Annotated in this window: 8 protein-coding genes and 1 pseudogene; 4 read left to right on the top strand and 5 right to left on the bottom strand. The window is 69.8% G+C overall.

Going from position 1 to position 19,247, the window contains the following annotated elements; all coding sequences use genetic code 11:
* Positions 1-123: 123 nt before the first annotated feature.
* Positions 124-1,080: a DUF4862 family protein gene (locus tag HMPREF9058_RS10240; protein ID WP_009407176.1), complete on the bottom strand. Its 957-nt coding sequence runs from the start codon at positions 1,078-1,080 to the stop codon at positions 124-126.
* Positions 1,081-1,228: 148 nt separating this feature from the next.
* Between HMPREF9058_RS10240 and HMPREF9058_RS10235 the strand changes: the two genes are divergently transcribed.
* The 4 genes from HMPREF9058_RS10235 to HMPREF9058_RS10220 all read left to right on the top strand — a co-directional run bounded on the left by HMPREF9058_RS10235 (position 1,229) and on the right by HMPREF9058_RS10220 (position 10,104).
* Positions 1,229-3,661, top strand: coding sequence for a sialidase family protein (locus tag HMPREF9058_RS10235; RefSeq protein ID WP_009747907.1), 2,433 nt, complete (start codon positions 1,229-1,231; stop codon positions 3,659-3,661).
* A gap of 72 nt (positions 3,662-3,733) precedes the next feature.
* The gene (locus HMPREF9058_RS10230; RefSeq protein WP_009407145.1) at positions 3,734-5,947 is read left to right on the top strand and encodes a beta-galactosidase; all 2,214 of its coding nucleotides are present in this window, start codon (positions 3,734-3,736) and stop codon (positions 5,945-5,947) included.
* Positions 5,948-6,049: 102 nt separating this feature from the next.
* On the top strand, positions 6,050-7,117 hold the full coding sequence (locus tag HMPREF9058_RS10225; RefSeq protein ID WP_009747733.1) for a hypothetical protein: 1,068 nt from the start codon (positions 6,050-6,052) through the stop codon (positions 7,115-7,117).
* 365 nt (positions 7,118-7,482) lie between these two features.
* Positions 7,483-10,104 carry a hypothetical protein gene (locus tag HMPREF9058_RS10220; RefSeq protein ID WP_009407356.1) on the top strand — a complete coding sequence of 874 codons (2,622 nt, stop codon included), beginning with the start codon at positions 7,483-7,485 and terminating at the stop codon, positions 10,102-10,104.
* Positions 10,105-10,170: 66 nt separating this feature from the next.
* Here HMPREF9058_RS10220 and HMPREF9058_RS10215 read toward each other — a convergent pair whose 3' ends face one another.
* From HMPREF9058_RS10215 to HMPREF9058_RS10205, 4 genes and pseudogenes are all read right to left on the bottom strand, one after another.
* Positions 10,171-13,626, bottom strand: coding sequence for an AAA family ATPase (locus tag HMPREF9058_RS10215; RefSeq protein ID WP_009747782.1), 3,456 nt, complete (start codon positions 13,624-13,626; stop codon positions 10,171-10,173).
* A complete protein-coding gene (locus HMPREF9058_RS13855) occupies positions 13,623-14,303 on the bottom strand; it encodes an exonuclease SbcCD subunit D (RefSeq protein WP_009747813.1) in 681 nt (226 codons plus the stop codon). The genes HMPREF9058_RS10215 and HMPREF9058_RS13855 overlap by 4 nt, the downstream gene beginning before the upstream one ends.
* 310 nt (positions 14,304-14,613) lie before the next feature.
* A pseudogene (locus HMPREF9058_RS13850) lies at positions 14,614-14,949 on the bottom strand (exonuclease SbcCD subunit D); the annotation flags it as partial.
* A 51-nt stretch (positions 14,950-15,000) separates the two neighbouring features.
* Positions 15,001-19,242 (bottom strand): tetratricopeptide repeat protein, encoded by a 4,242-nt coding sequence (locus HMPREF9058_RS10205; RefSeq protein WP_009406973.1) that lies wholly within the window; start codon positions 19,240-19,242, stop codon positions 15,001-15,003.
* Positions 19,243-19,247: the final 5 nt, after the last annotated feature.

Raw genomic sequence — 19,247 nt, 5'->3', positions numbered from 1 at the left:
GAGCCTCCACCGGGTCCACGGGACCTGAGGATCGTATAGTGTTCGGCCCGCTCCCCAGCAGGGGAGCGGGCCGAACGCCGTCAGAGACCGGGCCTGGAGGAGCCGGGCTCGGAGGAATGGGTCTCAGGCACTGAGCATGGTCTCGCGGACACGGCCGACCCAGGCGAGCTTGTCCTCCAGGGAGGCGCTCGCCGGGGTGTTGATCTTGAGGCCCTCGTAAACCTGGACGCCGTCGGCGGCCCGCATCGTGGCGGCCACCCTCTCCGGGGTGAGCCAGCTGGTCGGCTCGTGCTCGGCCAGCGGCAGGTGGGCGTCGGCCCACGCCCAGGCCCACTGCGTCTCCTCCGGTCCGGCGCCTGAGATCATGACTCCGCCCAGGAGGCCCGCCTCCACGAGCTCGCGCACGTGGCTCTCCGGGGTGGACGGGTCATGGGTCTCGATGACGGAGCGACCCCAGTTGACGGTGATGAGAGCCGCGGTGTCCCGGCAGGCGTCGATCTCTTGGGCCAGTGTCAGGAAGGCCTTCTCCGAGGGGCCCACGCCGCCCTCGGCATCGCAGTGCTCCACGATCATCCCCAGGCCGCGGGAGGCGAAGTCCTCGCTCAGCTCGCTCAAGGAGGCGTGGAAGGCCTCGGGGGTGGCCTGGTGGTGCGGCGCCGAGTGCAGCTCCACTCGGGTGACGAGCCGCTCGCCCGCAGCCTCGTGCAGGCGGTCGACTGCCTCCAGCAGCGAGCGGGTGTAGGCCAGCGCCTGAGCACGTCCGTCATCGTCGGGGGAGGCCAGGCCGAAGACGGGATCGGCCCCGGCGCGCCCCATGGTGCCCGGGATCGCCGTGATGACGCACTGGTCGAAGCGCCCGGCCAGCTGCTCGGCCAGCCACGGCTCGGGGGCGTCCAGGGCCTCCCGGAAGGGCAGCTCGATGCCGTCGACCCAGCCGAGGTCGGCCAGCGCGGCGTACAGGGCGGCGGCACCGCTGCGGTCCTCGTCGTCGGGCGGAAGCATGGGGTAGGCGCCGACGACGAAGGGCACGGTGCGGGGCTGGGCGGGTTCGGCAGTCCGATTCTCTGAGATGGCGGACATGTGGTCTCCTTGAGGTTCAGGGATCGTGCTACAGTGCGCGATACATCAGACATCATATGACTGGATGTGCGGTGGCGCACCGTCGCGCACGGCACCGCCGGTCGTTCAACGCCGGCGGGCAGCCGTTGCCGGCACGAAGGAACTCCCCATGCTCTTCGACCTCAGCGCATCCGAGATCTCCCCCCTGAGCCTCAGCGAGCAGGATGTCGCCGCCCTGGCCGCCTGCGGGCGCGGCACGATCCTTTTCGACGTCGCCGCCCGCGCCGACGCCACCCTCATCGCTCTCACTGGCACCAACGGGCGGATCACCCTGTCGCTTCGCGCCGGCCGTCTCGACGGCGAGCAGGTCCTCGGCGCGGTCGGCCGTCCGGAGGGGCCCTCCGGAGCCGGGAGTGAGAGCGGTATCCAGCGCCGGGTCCTCGACGCCGAGGACGCCCTGGGCCTGGACGACGGCCGCCCCCACACGATCGCCGTCACCGTCAACGAGACCGGCACCCACCTCTACGCCGACGGCTACGAGTGCTTCTCCACGACGCTGACCGCCTTCCTCGCCCAGATCGGGCTGACCGAGGTGCGTATCGACCCCGACGGGATCGCCGCGGTCACCCGCCTGGCCGCCTGGGACGAGCCGCTCAGCGATCGCGCCGTCATGGCCCAGTCCCTGGCCGCCACCCCACTGGTCCAGTTCGCAGCCAGTGAGCTCTCCGACCGCGACGCCCGCCGCACCGGAGCCCTGGCCACCGGTTCCATCCGGGCGCTGCTGCGCACCCGGGGCCGTGGCCAGGGAGGCACCATCATCGCCGCGAGCGGCCAGGGCGGCACCTTGCACCTCGACATCGACGCGGGAGGTCTGAGCTACCGGGTGCTCCCCGGTGAGGACTCGCCGGAGACCGAGCCCCTCATTGAGGCGCGAGCCCCGGGCCACTGGGACGACGGGACCTGGCACGACGTCGTGGTCACCTCGGGGCGCGGCGCGGTGGAGATCCACGTCGACGGCTACCAGGTGGCCCTCGCCCCCGGCGGCGCCTTCCTGGCCGACATCGCGCCGGTGACGCGCGTCGTGGTGGGCGCCGACCTGGACGGCAGGCGCCTCTTCGGCGAGGCGCAGACCGCCATGATCTATGACGCCGCCCTCACCGACGCTCAGGTCAAGCGCCTGGCCGGGGCCGCCCCACTGTCCACGCGCGCCTTGTTCGACACCGGCTACCACGGGGCCCGGTCCTACCGGATCCCCTCCCTGCTCACCCTGGACAGCGGCGTCATCCTGGCCGGCGCCGACCAGCGCGTCTCCATCCCCAACGACGCCCCCAACGACATCAACCTCGTCATGCGCCGCAGTCTCGACGGCGGCGCCACCTGGGAGGAGATGCGCACCCTGCTCAGCCTCCCGGGCACCGGGGCACTGGGGGCCAGCCTCATCGACTCCGTCCTGGTCCAGGACCGCTCCACCGGGCGCGTCATCTGCCTGGTCGACCAGTTCCCCGGCGGTATCGGCCAACCCAACGCAGCCGTCGGTACCGGCTTCGACGAGCAGGGGCGCCGCGTGCTGCACAACCGCGCCGGCGAGCTCTTCGCCGTCGAGCCCGACGGCAGCGTCGTCACGGAGATCGGCGAGGCCACCGACTACCGCATCATCCTCAGCGGCGACGATGCCGCCGGGACCCGAGCCGGCGACGTGCTCCGGGGCGGCCGGGCGGCCGGCAGCATCTACCTCGCCCACGAGCATGCCCCCGAGGACTGCCTCTTCCAGCACCGCGGCTCCCACCTGCTCATGCTCACCTCCGACGACGACGGCGCCACCTGGTCCGAGCCGATCGACATCACCGCCCAGGTCAAGGCCGACTGGATGTGCTTCCTGGGAACCGGCCCCGGCAACGCCATCCAGCTGACCGCGCCGGAGCACGCCGGACGCATCCTCGCACCCGTCTACTACAGCCACGAGGCCGGCGGCACCGCCTACCTGTCCTGCGCCGCCATCTACTCCGACGACGGCGGGACCACCTGGACCCTGGGCGCCTCACCCAATGACGGACGCGAGGTGCTGGGCGCCGTCGTCCACTCCCGGGACCTGGCCGACGAGCGGGCCAGCCTGTACGAGTCCGTCCTCGTCGAAGGAACCGACGGCGCCGTACACGTGTGGGCCCGTAACCAGCACCCCTTGGGCAGAGTCGCCCACGCCGTCTCCCACGACGGGGGCGTCACCTGGGGGGAGGTCGACTACGACGCGCAGCTCCCCGAGATCTTCTCCCAGCCCAACGCCATCGCCATCACCGGCCTGGAGGGCGCAGCGGCCGTGGGGGACGGCGATGGCGTCAAGGGTGCGGTCGGCCGGGGGATCGTCTTCGCCAACGCCTCCCGGATGCTGCCCTTCCGCGGCTGCGGCGTCCTGCGCCTGAGCTACGACGACGGCGCCACCTGGCGCCACAACCGAGTCATCAACCCGCGCCACTACGTCTACCAGTGCATAGCCCAGCTGCCCAGCGGTGACATCGCCCTGCTGTGGGAGCGCGAGTGGCAGGGGCTGTTCCTGACCACCGTGCCGCTGGCCTGGCTGACGAGCTCGCGCTCGACCATCAGCTGAGCCCGACCGGCCCCGCCGACCCGGGTGCCCGGCGTGCGCGGGGCGAGGGAGAGATGGGGGAGAATCGGCCTCATGACGAGTCCCTCGACCTCAGCCTCCACACCCCGCCGCGCCCCGGACGAGCTGCTGGGGCTGACCAGCCCCGCCTACGGCGGCGACTACAACCCCGAGCAGTGGGATGAGGCCACCTTCGCCGAGGACCTCGAGCTCATGGCCGAGGCCGGCGTCAACCTGGTCTCCCTCGGCATCTTCTCCTGGGCGCGCCTTGAGCCGCGCGAGGGCGTCTACGAGCTCGACTGGCTGGTGGAGATCGTTGACCGTCTCCACGAGGCGGGCATCGCCGTCGACCTGGCCACCGCCACCGCCTCCCCGCCCGCCTGGATGGCCACCGACCACCCCGAGTCCCTGCCGATGAACGCTGACGGCGTGCGCCTGGGCCTGGGCTCGCGCCAGCAGTACTGCCCCAGCTCCACTGTCTACCGGGAGCGCTCCGCCGCCCTGGCCGCGGCGCTGGCCGAGCGCCTGGGCGACCACCCGGGTGTCGTCATGTGGCACATCGGCAACGAGTACGGCTGCCACACCGCCGAGTGCTTCTGCCCCGCCTGCGCCCGGGCCTTCCGGGTCTGGCTGGGTGAGCGCTACGGCGACGTCGAGCGCCTCAACGCCGCCTGGGGCACCGACTTCTGGTCCCAGCGCTATACGAGCCTGGAGCAGGTCGCCCCGCCCGGTGCCATGCCCACCTTCCCCAACCCCGCCCAGATGCTGGACTGGAGGCGCTTCAGCGACCACCAGCTGCGCAGCCTCATGGAGGCCGAGGCCCGCATCCTGCGGGAGCGCTCGACGCGGCCGGTGACCACCAACTTCATGGGCGACTTCCCGGCCACCGACTACTGGCGCTGGGCAGCGTCCCTCGACATCATCTCCGACGACTCCTACCCCGACCCCGCCGACCCGGCCGCCGCCCACGAGGTCGCCTGGGCCGGTGACCTCATGCGGGGCCTGGCCGGAGGGCGCCCCTGGATCCTCATGGAGCAGGCGCCCAGCGCCGTCCAGTGGCGCAGACGCAACTCGCCCAAGCGCCCCGGCCAGCTCCTCCTGTGGTCCCTGGCCCGTGTGGCCCACGGTGCCGACGGCGTCCTGCAGTTCCAATGGCGCCAGTCCCGCCAGGGCGCCGAGACCTTCCACTCCGGCATGGTCCCCCACGCCGGGCGCGCCAGCCGCACCTGGGAGGAGACCGTGGCCACCGGGCAGGCGCTCACACGCCTCGGGCCGGTCCTGGGGGAACCGGTGCGGGCCGAGGCGGCCCTCGTCCTGGACTGGGAGAGCCAGTGGGCCCTGAGCACCGCCATCGGCCCGGTCGAGGTCGGTGAGCGCTTCGAGACGGCCCGCGCCTGGCACCGCAGCCTGTGGGAGGCCGGGATCGCCACCGACATCGTCCCGGTGAGCCGGAGCCTGGAGGGCTACCGCCTCATCATCGTTCCCGCCGTGTTCATCGACCGCCCCGAGCTCGCCGAGCACCTGGAGCGGGCGGTCGCCGCCGGCGCCCAGGTCGTCGTGGCCGGCCCTACCGGGGTCGTCGACGCCAACGCGGGAGCCGTCCTGGGCGGCTACCTGGGATCCCTGCGGCCGCTGCTGGGGGTACGGGTGACCGATCATGCCGCCCTGACCGGCCCAGTCGGGCAGGTTGATCCCCGAGGCGCGCTCGTCAACCGCCTCAGCCGCGCCGTCGGGACTCCCGCCGCCGACACCTGGACGGGACTGGAGGCCGTCAGCGAGCCGCTGCGCCGGGTCCTGGACCGGATGGGAACGCCCGCCCCCGATCTGCGCGCCGGCGGCTGGGCCGAGGAGCTCCGTATCGACGAGGCGCCCGAGGCGGCGGACGAGAACACCCGGGCGGGGCAGGGCCGGCAGCCGGTCGAGGTCGTCGCGGTCTTCGACGGCCGCGGCGGGGGAGCGGACCTGGCCGGTCGTCCCGCCATCACCCGGCGGTCTATGAGCGGGGCAGGAGCGGGCTGGTACGTGGCCGCCGACCTCGACGCCCTCAGCCGGGCCGCCCTGCTGACACTGGTGTGCGCGCACGCCCGGCTGCGACCCGTGGTCGCCGACCTGCCCGACGGCGTCGAGGCCCAGCGGCGCGGGGACGTCCTCTTCCTGCTCAACCACTCCGACCGGGCCTGCGAGGTGGCTGGAGTCGTGGGCACCGACCTGCTGAGCGGCCAGTCCTGCACCGGCCACGTGATCGTGCCCCCGCGCTCGGCGCTCGTGGTGCACGAGAACACTCGGTGAGTCCTCCTTCCGGGTCCGAGGCACCTCGTGCCGGTAGCCTCGGTGGCGTAGCCTCGTGGTCATAGAGACCCCATCGTTACCCCTCTGGCAAGGAGCCTCATCGTGTCCCGTCCTCTCTCCCGTGGGCCGCAGTTCGACGACGACGCAGCGACGGACGCGGCTGTCGAGCGCACCGACCGCATCGAGCACATCGACCGCGGTCGGCCCACCGAGCGGATCGACCTGGCCCAGATGGAGGCGCAGTCGGGGGCCACGGAGGCCATCGCCATGCCGCCGGGGGACGAGGGATGGGGGTACCTGCCGCCGTCGACGTCGACCCCGCAGCTGGCCGCCTCCCCGGACCAGCGCAGCCAGTACACCCAGGTCCTCCAACCCATGCCCGCGGCGCCGCAGACGATGGCCATGGAGACGCCGCCGGTCTACCCGGCTGAGCCGGTCCAGCCGGTCTACGCCACCCCCGAGCCCGCACGGCCTATGGTCTCCCAGGTGCCGGTGCGTGAGACCTGGGGTGAGCCCGAGCCGGAGCCCCCGGTGGAGCTTCCACGCCCGCCTGAGCGCCGTCGTACGGCCGCCCTGCCGTTGGGGACGATCATGGTGCTCGTGGCCTGCGGGGCCCTGGGCTGGGGGACCTACACGCTGCTGAGCACGCTGCACGTCTTCGAGATCCTCTCGACTCAGAGCTGGACGCCCAACTGGGCTGCGATCGGCGCCGTCGGCGGTGGCGCGGTGCTGGCCTTCTTCGCCTTCCTCGTGTCCTGCTCGGCGCTGGCCAGAGCCAAGCCGAAGGGGCCCGCCGCCCTGCTGGTCCTGGCGGCACTGTTCCTGCCCCTGGTGGCCACAGGAGCGGGCGTCTACTACGGGGCGGGCGTGCTCAAGACGCATACGCTGGCCGAGGCGGAGAGCTTCTCCGGCCAGCTCAAGATCGGCAATGTCGACCAGGCCCTCAAGGCGCTGCAGTCCGGAGTCTCCTTCCCCGGACGCGACGACCTCATCAGCATCCTCAACACGGTCAAGGAGAAGGCCGCTGAGCAGGGTGTCACCTCGCCGGACACGGACTCGCAGGGGACCGACCAGTCCGGGGACCAGCAGGACGGCTCCCAGGACGGAAGCGGTCAGGAAGGCGGCGACGGCCAGCAGGGCGAGGGCGACTCGGCGGGCGGCGAGGGCTAGCCTCGGCTGCGGTAGGACGTTGGGCGCACCGAAGGCGGCTCTGCCCGTGCTCATCTGCGGACCGCGCGGATCGCATATTAAGACTGGGTGACGAAACTAGTGCACGGCCGGTTTCCATGGGGTAGAACTGCCGTGTTTGATTCCCTATCGAAGGCAGCCCTGTGTCTACCAGCAGTTTTCCTCCTGATCCTTCGCATGGCACTGGTGAGGCTCCTGTTCCCGCGCCCCCGATGACGTCGGGGCCGGAGACCGGCAGCTTTCCCGCTGTGCCTGTGCCTCCTCCGCCGAGCGCCCTCGCGCCCCAGGTGCCCAACGCGGCCGAGGCTCCTCCGCCGCCTCCGGTGCCCGCCCCTGGAGGAGAAGCTGTGGCCGCCCCGAACACGATGGGCGTCCCGGTCGCCGCCGGCTCCGCACCTGGTGCGCCGGCGCCTCAGGCCCAGGACGGGTTCGTGCAGCCCGGGCAGGCCGCTCAGGCCTCGCCCCTGGCGCAGACCTTCACCGCCTGGTTCCGCGGCCCGGGCCTGACCTCCACGGCCCTGAGCCTGGCGATCGTGCTCGGATCCGCAGCCATCAGCGCGATCCTCACGATGGTGGCCATATCGACCACGGACTCGACAAAGACATTCCCGACGACCTTCTCCACGCTGCCGCTGCTCATGGGCTGGAGCCTGGGTGGGCAGTTCGTCATGTCAGGCTCGAACTCTTACGAGACGATCACCCTGACCTTCACCCTGCTACCCATGGGGGCACTGACCGCCGCTGGCATCGGGGTCTTCTGGCTGGCGCGCCGCCGGGCCGCGGTTGACGGGTCGGCGGCCCCGCTGGTCCCGACTCTGGCGCGGGCCGGAGCCGAGGCTCTGGCTGTGGCCCTGGTGGCCTGCTTGGTGACGGCACCGTTCTCCATGACCGCCACGATGATGGGGTTGAAGGTCATGACGGTCTCCTCCTCCGCGCTGATGACGATCCTGCTGGTGACGGTGGTGGTCTTCGTGGCGCTGGTGGTGGCTCGTAGCGGCGGGGCGCTGATTGAGCGCCTGCCGCGCCCGGTGGTGCAGCTCGGCCGGGAGCTGGGTGCCCTGAGCGCCGCACTGGGCGTGGTCCTGGGGGTCTTCGTCGTTCTTGCCTACATCGTCGCGGCGCTGACCCAGGGGTGGAACCTGGCCTCGATCCTTCTGCTTCCGGTCTTCCTGCCGAACCTGGTGCTGCTCGCCCTGGGCATGGGCTCCCTGGGAGGCATCACCTTGGACAAGAGCGAGGCCGCGGCGGCTCTGGCCTACTTCCTGCCGTCGCTGGGCGGCGAGGACGGTGGCGATGCCTACGCCTGGACCTGGTTCGGCAGCTGGTCGATCCTGCTGTTCGCGGCCATGATCGTGGCCATCGCGGCGGCGGCGCTGCGCGTGGGTGTCAGGCGCGCTCGCACGGGGCGGACCGAGTGGCAGCGTGTCTGGCAGCTTCCGCTCGTGTCGTTGGTCCTGGGGGCGATCGTCTTCTACGGGCTGCTCCCGTTGCGCTTCTCGGGCGCTGACACCCCGATGCGCTCCTCGGGTGGCGGGGCCGGCCACTACATGTCTCTGAGCCTGCAGCCCAACGCCCTGACCTTCTTCCTGCTCGGGGTTGTCGTGGCGATCATCTCCGTGCTGGCCGAGCTGCTGCCCCTGTGGGTCTACTCCTCCTTCCCGGCGGTGCTGCAGCTGGCCGGCGGGAAGAAGGCGAGTGCGGCCTGGCGTGCGGGCACCTCCGGCGTGAGTTCGACGTCGTCGGCCCAGCAGTGGGCGTACAGCACCGACCCGGCCACCGGGGCCAGCATCGCTACGGACCCGGCCACCGGCGCCGTCTTCTCCATGGACCCGGCGACCGGCCAGTGGGTGGAGACCACGCCGGCCTCGCAGGCCCCGGCTCCCGGACCTGGCGGCGCGGCCGCGGGCGCGACTGCTGCGGGCGACCTGCCCGAGCCTGCCCCGATGAGTGCGGCCTCGCGCAAGAAGGTCATTCTGGGACTGTCGGCCTTCGGGGTCGTGGTGGCGCTGGTGGTGGCCGGCGTCGTCGGGCTCAACGTCGTCAACGGCATGCGCGGCCCCGACAAGGCGGTCGAGAGCTACCTGATGCTCCTGTCGGAGGGGAAGGCCTCTGAGGCAACCAAGATGGTGGACCCCGGTGTCCCCAACGACCAGCGCAAGCTGCTGACCGACGACGCCCTCAAGGCCGCCAAGGCGAGGATCAAGGTCACCAAGATCGACAAGCCCACCATCTCCGGTGACACCGCCACGGTCAAGGCTCACCTGTCCCTGGACGGGAAGGCCTTCGAGTACGACTTCACCGCCTCGAAGTCGTCGGGCTCCTTCGGCCTGGACAGCTGGAAGGTGGATAAGCCCCTCGTGGTGTCCGCGGACTTCAGCTCCTCCTCGCTCCCGGGGCTGAAGGTCGCTGGGGTTGCCATTGACCTGGCCAAGGAGAAGGACGGGTGGAGTGGGAGCCGCACCTCGACCCAGTTCGCCTACCCCGGTGTGTACCCGGTGTCGGCGCCAGACTCCGTCAGTAAGTACCTCTCTGCCAAGGAGACCTCCTTCACCCTGATTCCTTCGGGCAAGGGTGCCGCCTCGGAGGCCGAGTCGGTGGGCACCCAGAAGGTGGATGCCACTCCCACTGACGAGCTCAAGACCAAGGCGCTGGAGAAGGTCAAGGAGCAGACGAAGACTTGTGCGACCGTTCCGACGAACTCGGACAAGACCTGCCCCTACCAGACCTCCTCGGACATGACCTCGTTGTCGGTGGAGAAGGACGCCACGAAGGTGGAGTTCTCCGAGGACAGCAATGACCTGTCCTTCACCTCCGACGAGATCAGCATCTCCGGGTCTCCCAAGCCGTCGGCCTTCGACAAGAACCCCAGCCCCCGCAAGGCGAAGTTCACCTTCTCCGGGAAGGTGGAGCTGCCGGAGGGTGATGGCGAGCCCACCATCACGATCGAGTCCAGCAGCAGCGTCTTCTAGGGCTACTGGCCGGTGCCGGCCGCTGGGTCGGTACCGGCCAGCAGGATGCGTTCGCGGCGCGTCGTCTCAGGCGGTCACCTTCAGGGTGGAGCCGCCCGAGGCGACGCGCCGCACTGCGATGCGCTCGGCGATCTGGTCGCGCAGCTCGGCCACGTGGGAGACGATGCCGACGGTGCGCCCGCCGGCGCGCAGGTGGTCGATCTGGGCCATGACCGCCTGGAGGGTGTCGGCGTCCAGGGTGCCGAAGCCCTCGTCGATGAAGAGGGTCTCCAGGCTCACGCCCCCGGACTCGGCTGAGACGACGTCGGCCAGGGCGAGGGCCAGTGACAGGGAGACGTAGAAGGTCTCCCCGCCCGAGAGGGTCCGGGGGTCGCGGGTGCGCTCGTCACCGAGGTGGTCGACGACGGCCAGGCCCAGTCCTTTGCGGCGCCGGCGCTGGCTGGTCTCTTCGGCGACCCGGATGAGTTCGTAGCGCCCGGAGGACATCTGGGACAGGCGCTCGTTGGCGAAGACGAGGACCTCCTCGAAGCGGGCCTGCAGTACCCAGGTGGCCAGGGGCGTGCCGGCCTCGTTCTCCCCGCGGGCGAGGTTCGCCACCCGGATGAGGTCGGCGCTGGAGCCGGCCGCATCCTCATAGGCGGTGGCCGCCTGCTCGACGCCGTCAACGGCCCGGCGCAGGTGCTCGTGGGACTCGGCGGCGCGCGCCTGAGCGGAGGCGGCCTGCCGGGCGGCGGCGTCCGCCTGGGCGAGCTCGGCGGTGGCGGCCTCGAGGAGGTCCTCCTCCTGGCCGCTCAGGGCGGCGATCTGCGGGTCCTCCAGGCCCAGGCGGACCCGCTCCCGGGCGGTGGCGGCGGCGCGCACGCTGGCCGCCAGGGCCTCGATGGCACCGCGTTCCATGAGGGCCGCCGTTGCCTGGGCCGCACCGGTGAAGCCCTCCTCCGTCAGCGCGGAGGCCAGGTCCGCCAGGGCACTGCGGGCCTGGGCCAGGGCGGTACGGGCTGTGTCGACGTCGGCGGAGGCGTCCTCGGCCTCCTTGGCCCGCACGAGGAGCGCGGCGGCGCGGGCGGTGACGCTCGGCCAGGCCCCGCGCGCCTCCAGGCAACGCCGCTGGTCCTGGGCGAGGGCCTCGCGCTCGGCCTCCAGGCGGCTGCGGGCCGACTCCTGAGCGGAGCGGGCGGCATCGAGCGCGGCGCGCTCCTGCTCGGTGCCGGCATCGAAGACCTCGAGCCGCTCGACCAGCTCCTCGACGCCGTCTGCCGCGGCCCGCGCCGTGGCCAGGGCGGTGGCGGCCGCCTCCAGCGCCTCCTTGGCGGCGGGCGCATCCATGCCGTCACTGGCACGCTCGGCCTCCTGAAGCCGGGCGGCACAGGCGTCACGCTCCCGGAGGGCACCGGTGAGTGCCTCGTCGGCCTGCTTCTGGTGCTCCTCGGCGGCCTCGACCTGCTGACGGCTGGCGCCGTCGGTGCCGGCGGTGGCGGGGGAGGGGTGCGTGGTCGAGCCGCACACGGGGCAGGGCTCGCCTTCGGTGAGCTCACCGGCGAGTGCCCCGGCGGTCCCGGAGATCCATGCCAGACGGGTGGCGCGAACCCGTTCGGTTGCCTCCCGCGCGAGCGTCGCCGCCTGAGTGCAGGCATCGTCTCGCTGGGCGAGCTGGGCGCTGAGCTGCTCGACGGCGAGGGCGGCTCGGTGGCGCTCCTCGGCCCGGGTGCGGCGGTCTTGAAGGCCGTCGAGGCGCTCGTGGGCTGCGCGCGCCGCCTCCAGCGTCTCCACCAGGGCGGTGCGCTGTGCGGGGCGCTCGGCGAGCTTCTCCGCGCGCTGCTCCAACTGGGCGGCGGCGCGCTGCAGCTCCGCCTCCCGCTGCTGCAAGGCGCTTTCGCGCTCGGGGAGGCCGGTCTCGAGGTCCACGAGGGCCTCGAGCTGCCCGTGCTCGCGACGGCAGCGGTGCGCCAGGTCGTCGAGGTCGTCGGTGCTCAGGGCCTCGGCTTGGGTCGTCTCGGACGCTTCGGCCGCCACGGGGGTCTCTGTGGCGTCGGAGTCATGCGGGGCCGTGTCCACTTCGGTGGCGCCGGCCTTCGCCTCGCTGGGTTCGGCCTCGAGGGCGGTGAGCTGGCGCTGCGCCTCACGGACCAGGGGCTCGATGAGGGCGGCGGGCGTCACCGCGGTATCGAGACCGTCAGCGTCGCTGGTGGTGGCATCCTCCGTGCTGCCGGCACTGGTGTCTCCGGCCTGTTCGGCCAGGTGGGCCAGCCCGCTCTGATCGGCGCGGGCGGCCAGTGCAGCGACGGCCTGCTGGGCGCGGCGATGGGCGGCCTGCTCGGCGACCAGGTAGGGCCGCACCCTGGAGGCGCGCTCGGCGGCCTGGAGACGCCGAGCGTCGTCGGCCTCCTGCTCAGCGCGCTCAGCCAGCCGCTCATTCTCCTCAATGAGGGCCCGGCGTCGCTCCAGGAGGTCGTGGAGCTTCTGGGCCTCCTCACGGGCGGCCTGAGCTCGGGTGAGGACCTCTCTTGCGGCCTCGGCTCGGGCGTCGGCCGATGCGACCCGGTTGCGGGAGGTCTCCAGAACCTCAGCCCCGATGCGGCGAAGAGCCGCCAGGTCTGGGGCAGCTCCCGCCATCGCTGCCTCCAGCGCCTGGGACGGTGCCTGGGCGGGGGCGTCGTCGGCCTCCTCCGGCTCCGCGAGGCCGGCGTCATCCTTGGGCAGCGGCAGCGCCTCCTGGGTCCCTCCGGACGGGGCCTGCAGCGACGAGTTATCCGGAGACGAGTCCTCCGGGAGAACCGCCTGATCGGCGTCGTCGGTCTCCTCGCCGGCATCTGCGGTCTCAGTGGGGGAGGGGTCCTCGGTGAGGAGGGGGTGCCGTCCCAGGGAGGCGACTTGCCCGCGCAGGTCGGCCGCGGCCTGCTCGACCCGCCGGGCCCCGTCCCGGGAGGCCTGGATGAGGGCGTCCTGGATGGCGTCGTAGATGCCGGTGCCGAAGACGTCCTTGAGGAGGTGCTGGCGCTCGGAGGAGTCGGCGCGCAGGAACCGGGCGAACTTGCCCTGCGGCAGGACGACCGTCTGCGTGAACTGCTCCCGGCTTAAGCCCACGGCGCGCGCGATCTCCGCGTCGGCGTCGCCCACGCGGGTGACGGGCTCATCGAGCGGCTCCCCGCCGACCTCAGCCAGGTGCCAGAGCTTGACGGTGCCGTTCTGGGTGGTGGTTCCCTGCCCGCGCCGCTTGGCCCGCTCGTAGGTAGGGGTGCGGCGCACCCGGTAGACGCCGGCGCCGGTGGAGAAGACGAGCTCGATGACGCTCTCGGTGTGCGGGCCCACGAGGGTGGAGCGGATGCGCTCCTTGGAGGAGTCGGCCGAGTCGGCCACGTCCCCGTAGAGGGCGAAGACGATCGCGTCGATGATGGTGGTCTTGCCCGAGCCGGTGGGGCCGGTGAGCAGGAAGCGACCCGAGGCGCCCACCGCGTCGAAGTCGATGTGCTCCCGCCCGGCGTAGGGGCCGATGCCGGTCATGGTCAGGGAGTGGATCCTCATCGCTCGCTCCTCGCGCTCACCAGGGCGGACTCATAGGCGCTGCGCAGGACGCCGCGCTCGGAGGGCTGCGGGGCGCGCCCGCAAACGTCGTCAAAGAAGTCCTCGGTGATGCGCAGCGGGTCGGCCGCGGCGGTGACGGCGATGCGCTCGCGGGCGGTGCGCGTGGGGGCCTCGTGCTGGAAGGCCAGGAGGCTGGGGAATCTCTCCTTGAGGGTGGCCAGGGCGCCGGGTGGTCGCTCGCCCTGGAGGATGACGCGCACCCAGGCGCTGGTGGCGTCGTCGAAGGCGGGGGAGAGGAGCTCGGGCATGGTGCCGGTCAGGGTGCGCACCTGGTGCAGGACCGGGGTGGGGATGCGCTCCAGCCCGGAGACGCCGTCGGTGCTGAGATCCAGCAGGACGGAGGACTTGGTGGCGGAGTTGCGGGCGCCTTCGGCCTCGTCGAAGGAGAAGGGCAGGGGTGAGCCGGAGTAGACCAGGCGCGGGCCGGCGGGCCGGGTGAGCTCCTGGGGCCGGTGGAGGTGGCCGAGGGCCACGTAGTCCAGGCCGCCGCTGCGCTCGGCCAGGGGCGAGCCGCCCAGGGTGGTGAAGACCCCGGAGGGCACGGAGTCGACGCCGCCGACGCGGATGTCCCGCTCGGACTCGCAGGCCTCGCCGCCGACGACGAAGACGTGGGCCATGAGCAGGCTCGGCAGGCNCCGGGTGCGGCCGGTGCGCAGGCGGGTCCAGGTCCGCGGCCACGAGGCGCAGGGCGGCGGAGACGACCGCCTCGTGGGACCGGGGCAGGCGCGGGCGCGCCGGCGGGCCGGGCTGGGAGGAGGCGTCCCGGTTCTCGGCCTGGTCTTCCCCTGCTGTGTGCTTCGCGGGGGTCTCTTCGCCGAGGCGCTCGGAGAGGAGGGGCGGGAGGATCTCGCGGGCGGCGTCGGGGTCAAGGTAGGGCAGGGCGTGGACGATGGCGGCCTCGTTGCCATCGGCGTCAGGCAGGATGATGCCGCGGTCGAGGCCGGCGGTGCGGGCCCGGATGATGAGGCCCTCGCGCATGAGGTCGGCGGCGAAGCCGAGGCGGCGGGCGGAGTCATGGTTACCGGGGGTCAGGACCACCCGGGTGCGCTCGGTCAGGCGGCGCAGCGTCTCATCGAGGAGTGCGACGGCGTCATTGGGTGGGATGGCGCGGTCGTAGACGTCCCCGGAGACGAGGACGGCGTCAACTGACTCGGCGGTGACGAGCTCGACGAGGTGGTCGGCGAAGGCGGCGTGCGCGTCATCGAGCACGCGCCCGTGGAAGGTGCGCCCCAGGTGCCAGTCGGAGGTGTGGAGGATCCGCATGCCGACACTGTCTCACAGCCCACCGACATCAAAGACGGCGCCTTGTGGCGGTCAGTCGCCGGTTTCCTGGTCCAGGTCCTTCTCGGTGCCGTTCTGCTCGTCCTCTGAGTCCGATGGCGTTTCGAAGAGTGCCTCTGCCTCTTCAATTCGACCTGCGGCACGATAGGCATCAGCGAGGTTGTTGCGTGTGGTGAGGGTGTCGGGGTGGTGGGGGCCCAGGATACGGATGCGAGCGTCGAGGGTCTGCTCGAACAATGGGATGGCCTCGTTGAGTTTGCCTGCCTTATGGCAGGCCTTGGCGAGGTTGTTTTGTGAGGTGAGGGTGTCGGGGTGGTGGGGGCCCAGGGTGCGGGTGCGGTCCTCGAGGTTCTGCTCGTACAGGGCGATGGCCTCATCGAGCCTGCCGGTATCCCGGTAGGCGCCGGCGAGGTTGTTACGTGTGATCAGGGTGCGGGGGTGATCGAGGCCCAGGGTGCGGGTGCAGTCGTCGAGGTTTTGCTGGTACAGGGGGATGGCGTCGTCGAGCCTGCCCGCCTGCCAGTAAGTGTGAGCGAGTCCGTGGCGTGAGGTGAGGGTGTCGGGGTGGTGGGGTCCCAGGATGTGGGTGCGGTCTTCGAGGTTCTGCTCGAACAGGGGGATGGCGTCGTCGAGTCTACCCGCGTCGAGGTAGGCGCCGGCGAGGTTGTTGCGTGAGGTGAGGGTTTGGGGGTGGTGGGGTCCCAGGATGTGGGTGCGGTCGGTGAGGGTCTGTTCGTACAGGGCGATGGCTTCGTCGAATCTGCCCGTCTTGCAGTAGGTGTAGGCGAGGTTGTTGCGTGAGGCCAGGGTGTGGGGGTGATCGAGGCCCAGGGTGCGGGTGCGGTCGGTGAGGGTCTGTTCGTACAGGGTGATGGCGTCGTCGAGCCTGCCCGCGTCTCGGTAGGCGCCGGCGAGGTTGTTGCGTGAGGCCAGGGTGTCGGGATGGTCGGGTGCTAGGAGGTCTTCGTAGTTCTTGAGATTTTGCTGATGCAGTTGGATGGCCTTATCGAAGTTGCCCGTGTCCCGATAGGCGACGGCGAGGTTGTTACGTGTGATCAGGGTGCGGGGGTGATCGAGGCCCAGGGTGCGGGCGCAGTCCTCGAGGTTTTGCTGGTATAGGGGGATGGCTTCATCGGGCCTGCCCGCGTCCTGGTAAGTAATGGCGAGGTTGTGGCGTGAGGCGAGGGTGCCGGGGTGGTGGGGGCCCAGGGTGCGGGTGCGGTCGGTGAGGGTCTGTTCGAACAGGGGGATGGCGTCTTGGAGTTTGCCCGCGTCGAGGTAGGCGCCAGCGAGGTTGTTGCGTGAGGCCAGGGTGTCGGGGTGGTGGGGGCCCAGGATGTGGGTGCGGTCGGTGAGGGTCTGTTCGTACAGGGCGATGGCGTCTTGGAGTTTGCCCGCGTCGAGGTAGGCGCCAGCGAGGTTGTTGCGTGAGGTGAGGGTTTGGGGGTGGTGGGGGCCCAGGATGTGGGTGCGGTCGGTGAGGTTCTGCTCTAGCAGGGGGATGGCGTCTTGGAGCCTGCCCGCGTCTCGGTAGGCGCTGGCGAGGTTGTTTCGTGTGGTGAGGGTGTCGGGGTGGTCAGCGCCAAGGGTGTCGATCTGTGTTCTGAGGGTTGATTCGTACAGGGTTATGGCTTCGTCGAATCTGCCCGTCTTGCAGTAGGTGTAGGCGAGGTTGTTGCGTGAGGCCAGGGTGTCGGAGTGATGGGGGCCCAGGGTGCGGGTGCGGTCGGTGAGGGTCTGTTCGTACAGGGGGATGGCGTCGTCGAGTCTGCCCGCGTCGAGGTAGGCGCTGGCGAGGTTGTTGCGTGAGGTGAGGGTTTGGGGGTGGTGGGGGCCCAGGATGTGGGTGCGGTCGGTGAGGTTCTGCTCTAGCAGGGGGATGGCGTCGTCGAGCCTGCCCGCGTCTCGGTAGGCACTGGCGAGGTTGTGGCGTGAGGTGAGGGTGTCGGGGTGGTGGGGGCCCAGGGTGCGGTCGGTGAGGTTCTGCTCTAGCAGGGTGATGGCGTCGTCGAGCCTGCCCGCGTCGAGGTAGGCCCTGGCAAGTTCATTTCGGGTAGTGAGGGTATCGGGGTGGTGGGGGCCCAGGGTGTGGATTCGATCGGTGAGGATTTGCTTGAATACTTCTGTGGCCTCGTTAATCCTACCTGCATCCCGGTAGGCACTGGCGAGGTTATTGCGTGAGGTGAGGGTGTCGGGGTGGTGGGGGCCCAGGGTGCGGGTGCGGTCTTCGAGGTTCTGCTCGTACAGGGTGATGGCTTCATCGAGCCTGCCGGTATCCTGGTAGGTGTAGGCGAGGTTGTTACGTAAAATTGGGATGCCTGGGTGGCTTGCACCCAAAGAAACACATGCCCGAGTGGTGGATTCAGCAAGAGTAAGGCCCAACTGTGACATTCCAAATTGGTTAGTGCACCATAGTGCCTTGATGATGGATAAAGCAAAACTCGAGTCAAAGAACAATGAATGGGAGTATTCTTGCGATGTAATGGATCTAATTTGTTCGACGAGATTGCGTGTTTCCTGTCGCTGTAGTTCAAAATTTTCTAGCCGTTTTATGTCGATCTCGTTGAGAAGGGTTGTTGCGTACGCACGTGCCTCGTTGAACTTCTCTTGGTTGCTCAAGTAGGTTTCGCGGTAAACTTGCCCTTGAAGGCGGTGGATGATTGTCTTGCTACCGTCGGTGGAGTCTTGAAGGATGGATGACTTCTTCAGATAAGACAGGGTGTCTCGTGCTGCGTCGGAGTCATCGTTGAGCTCGAGGAGCCAGTGAGTCGGTACTCCGGAAGCGGCCAGGAGGGAGAGTGCGTCGAGGAGTGATATAGCGGTCCTCTCCTGCTGAGGATGTTCCTTTCTGAGTTGCTCTAAGGCCTGCTCGTAGGCCATGAACAATGCGACCCCGACGGCATCCGGGTAGTCATCGCCCTCGAGGCGGCTGATGCTTACCTCGAGTGGGTGATTGCTCAGTCTGTCCAGGTAGTCGGATAAGGTGTATCCACCCCATTTTGCTGTCGCAGCGGCTTGGGTTACGGCGACAGGGAGGTCTCCGAGCGCCTCCGCGATCTGGTCTGCCGCATCGTGATCAGTGTCGCCACTGCGTTCGCAGAGAAGAGCGATTGATTGCTCCCGTTTAAAGACGCCAACCGTCAACGGCAGCCATCCCAAACTGTCCCAGTCGAGGTGGCGTGTGGTGGTGACGATGACCCGTGCTCCACGGCCTTCAGGGGTGAAACCTATCAGGTCATCGAGATTCTCCACGTTGTCGAAGACGAAAAGGCGGTCCTCCGCATCTGCTGAGCGCAGCTGATCCAGGAATCGCTGAACAATAGTCTCCGGAGGAATGTCCTTCGGTGCATCGATACCGATGCGCAGTGCGAGCTCGTAGAGATCGGCAATGAGTTCCTTACGTGAGCCTGCATTGATCCATGCGACTAGGGGCCATTCCTCCTCGCATCTGGCCGCAACGGCAGCGGCCAACTGTGTCTTGCCGCTTCCTCGCATCCCCGTCAGCACTGTACGAGGCTCGGCGCGGGTGAAGATGGCGTCGAAGAGCTCATCCTGCCCTTCTCGCTTGATGAAGCCTGCGCTGACCCTGGGGCGGCTACCGAAGCGAATCCGCGTGGGTGAGGCAGGTTGGCTCTGCGGGATCGCGCTATGGATCTCCTTAATGTCCGTCGCCATCGTCCCCAGCAGTTCGTGAGTCTCTGCTTGCCTCTCCAGCAGCTGTTCTTGCCCTGCAAGTAGCTGTTCCTGGCTTGCGAGCAGCTGCTTGAGCGCGGCGATGTCGAAACCGCGTGAGCCTGGTGCGAGATGGATGAACTCGTCGGCGACGATGCGTGTCAGGTCATCGAAGAAGGGTTCGGCTGCCGCCTCGACGTTCTGGCGGCGGCCTGCCGTCCGCCGTCGGAGGTACCTCTCGAAGTTGTCCGGGAACCGCACCGCCTCAAGAACTGCGGCGTCGTCCCCGCTGAGTTCCCTGAGTGCCACCTCCATCTCGGTGACGGCCCCGGCCAAGGCGGATCGACTGACTCCGGCCAGTTCATACCTTTCGCCGGCGTCATCCACCTGCTTCTGAAGTCGGGCCTTGATGGACGCCTCCAGCGGATTCTCCTGTCCACCCCGCTCCTGCTGCAGACGTCTCAGGCTGCGCCATGCGTTGAGGGTCTCGCCAGGCAGTGATGCCGCGCTGCTCCACGAAGGATCAACGGCCACAGCGGCCCCGCGCATGAGCAGACCGGTGATGCTGGCAGACAGGACAGCGAGGGAGAGGGGATCGGCCATGCCGC

It is taken from the genome of Actinomyces sp. oral taxon 175 str. F0384, assembly GCF_000223355.1.
GTDB classification, from domain to species: domain Bacteria; phylum Actinomycetota; class Actinomycetes; order Actinomycetales; family Actinomycetaceae; genus Actinomyces; species Actinomyces oris.
This window is presented reverse-complemented; position numbering and strand designations above follow the sequence as displayed.

Coding starts and splice junctions, on each gene's coding strand:
- HMPREF9058_RS10230 (WP_009407145.1), top strand. CDS start 3,734: ATGACGAGTCCCTCGACCTCAGCCTCCACACCCCGCCGCGCCCCGGAC.
- HMPREF9058_RS10240 (WP_009407176.1), bottom strand. CDS start 1,080: ATGTCCGCCATCTCAGAGAATCGGACTGCCGAACCCGCCCAGCCCCGC.
- HMPREF9058_RS10205 (WP_009406973.1), bottom strand. CDS start 19,242: ATGGCCGATCCCCTCTCCCTCGCTGTCCTGTCTGCCAGCATCACCGGT.
- HMPREF9058_RS13855 (WP_009747813.1), bottom strand. CDS start 14,303: ATGGCCCACGTCTTCGTCGTCGGCGGCGAGGCCTGCGAGTCCGAGCGG.
- HMPREF9058_RS10215 (WP_009747782.1), bottom strand. CDS start 13,626: ATGAGGATCCACTCCCTGACCATGACCGGCATCGGCCCCTACGCCGGG.
- HMPREF9058_RS10235 (WP_009747907.1), top strand. CDS start 1,229: ATGCTCTTCGACCTCAGCGCATCCGAGATCTCCCCCCTGAGCCTCAGC.